Raw genomic sequence first — 1,661 nt, forward strand, 5'->3', positions numbered from 1 at the left:
AAATATATATAAAAATAAAAGAAAACTTTAGAATATATAAATATTAAAGATTATAATGTAAATTTAATAATAAATAGCAATTTAGATGTATTTGAAAAAACTAATGCTGATGGGATACACCTTACATTAAATTTATTTGAAAATCTTGTAAGGAATAAATACAAATTTAATAAAGAAAAAATTTTAGGGTTATCATTACATAGTATTAAAGATATTATTTATGTAGAAAAAATAATAAAAAAAGAAGATATAAAAATAGATTATATAATATTATCCCATATCTATGAAACAAAATGTAAAGAAAGATTAAAGCCTAAAGGAGTGGAGTTATTAAAAGAGGCTAAAATGATTACTGATTTAAATATAGTTGCATTAGGAGGCATACTTCCAGAGAATATTCATGAAATTAAAAAATATTGTGATGATTTTGCAGTGATGTCCACTATTATGAAATCTAAAGACGTATTTACAACTATTAATAACTATTTAAAAGAACATAAATATAGCAAATAAATAATAAATCATGCAAAATTCTGACATATAAAGCATATTATATTAGTGAAGTATTTATTTGGGGGTAAGTTTATGAATTTACTTAAATATCATTCCTTGGCAATTATTATAGATGATGAAAAAGAAATATATAAAGTAGATCAGATAATAGACATGCTTAAAAGTAAGGGGTATGAAGTAGTATGTATTAATAAAAATAACTACAATATAGTAAATGCACAAACATATGAAAGCCTAAAAGATGTTCCACATAATATAGATGTTGTAATTATTACAAATTTATCTTTACAAACCTATGAAATTCTAGATGAGATAGAGTTATTAGATATAAAAAATATTTGGTTTGAAAATGGAAGTTATAATGAATCAATGCTAAAAAAAGCAAAAGATCTTAGACTAAACATTTCATGTGGTTTAAGTTTATTTAAAGAAATTGCAAGGTATTAAAAAAGAAATCTTTAAGGTTTCTTTTTTATTTGTGCTTATTTTAGTTTTTTGTATTCATAATTACAGCATATTTAAAAAGATATAAAAAGTTACTAAATTTACATAATATGAATATATATTTAAAAATTAGTTTATTTATTAAAGTAGATTATAAATAGTTAATTGAATTTATGATACAATTAAAATAAGAATAGGAAGGGAGTGATAAATTTGTTAATATTAACGATTAATGATGTACCAGGTAAAAAAATTACTGAGGTAGTCGGATTAGTAAAGGGGAGCACAATAAGATCAAAACATATAGGAAAAGATATAGGAGCTAGTTTTAAACAACTTGTAGGAGGAGAACTTACTGGGTATGATGAAATGCTTGTAGAAGCAAGAAAAATAGCTATAGGAAGAATGGTAGAGGATGCAAAATCTCAAGGAGCAAACGCTATAATAGGATTTAGGTTAACTTCTGCAGCAGTTATGCAAGGAGCTGCAGAGATGCTAGCATATGGAACAGCTGTTGTAATAGAAGACGATATTAATGGGTAGCTTTATGGGAGTAATGGGAGTAATATTACTTATATTAGGTTTGTTAGTTCCATTTATGATAGTTATTGGGAGCATAGCATTATTAATAGTAAAGATAGTTGAAAGAAAAAAAGAAAAGAAAAATGAACATTTAGAAAAATACGATAAATATTGATATAAAA

At 24.0% G+C, this 1,661-nt stretch carries 4 protein-coding genes; all 4 read left to right on the plus strand.

Features of this window, described 5'->3' with window-relative positions; genetic code table 11:
* Positions 1-42: 42 nt before the first annotated feature.
* The 4 genes from JWF52_RS18810 to JWF52_RS18825 all read left to right on the plus strand — a co-directional run bounded on the left by JWF52_RS18810 (position 43) and on the right by JWF52_RS18825 (position 1,654).
* Positions 43-513 carry a thiamine phosphate synthase gene (locus tag JWF52_RS18810; protein WP_353654984.1) on the plus strand — a complete coding sequence of 157 codons (471 nt, stop codon included), beginning with the start codon at positions 43-45 and terminating at the stop codon, positions 511-513.
* Between the two features lie 72 nt (positions 514-585).
* On the plus strand, positions 586-960 hold the full coding sequence (locus JWF52_RS18815; RefSeq protein WP_208335000.1) for a CoA-binding protein: 375 nt from the start codon (positions 586-588) through the stop codon (positions 958-960).
* 210 nt (positions 961-1,170) lie between these two features.
* Positions 1,171-1,500: a heavy metal-binding domain-containing protein gene (locus JWF52_RS18820; RefSeq protein ID WP_208335001.1), complete on the plus strand. Its 330-nt coding sequence runs from the start codon at positions 1,171-1,173 to the stop codon at positions 1,498-1,500.
* Positions 1,493-1,654: a hypothetical protein gene (locus JWF52_RS18825; protein WP_208335002.1), complete on the plus strand. Its 162-nt coding sequence runs from the start codon at positions 1,493-1,495 to the stop codon at positions 1,652-1,654. The genes JWF52_RS18820 and JWF52_RS18825 overlap by 8 nt, the downstream gene beginning before the upstream one ends.
* Positions 1,655-1,661 lie beyond the last annotated feature (7 nt).

Origin of the sequence: Clostridium sp. CCUG 7971 (assembly GCF_017590215.1) — a bacterium.
Classification (GTDB): Bacteria; Bacillota; Clostridia; order Peptostreptococcales; family Peptostreptococcaceae; genus Faecalimicrobium.

Coding starts and splice junctions, on each gene's coding strand:
- JWF52_RS18815 (WP_208335000.1), top strand. CDS start 586: ATGAATTTACTTAAATATCATTCCTTGGCAATTATTATAGATGATGAA.
- JWF52_RS18825 (WP_208335002.1), top strand. CDS start 1,493: ATGGGTAGCTTTATGGGAGTAATGGGAGTAATATTACTTATATTAGGT.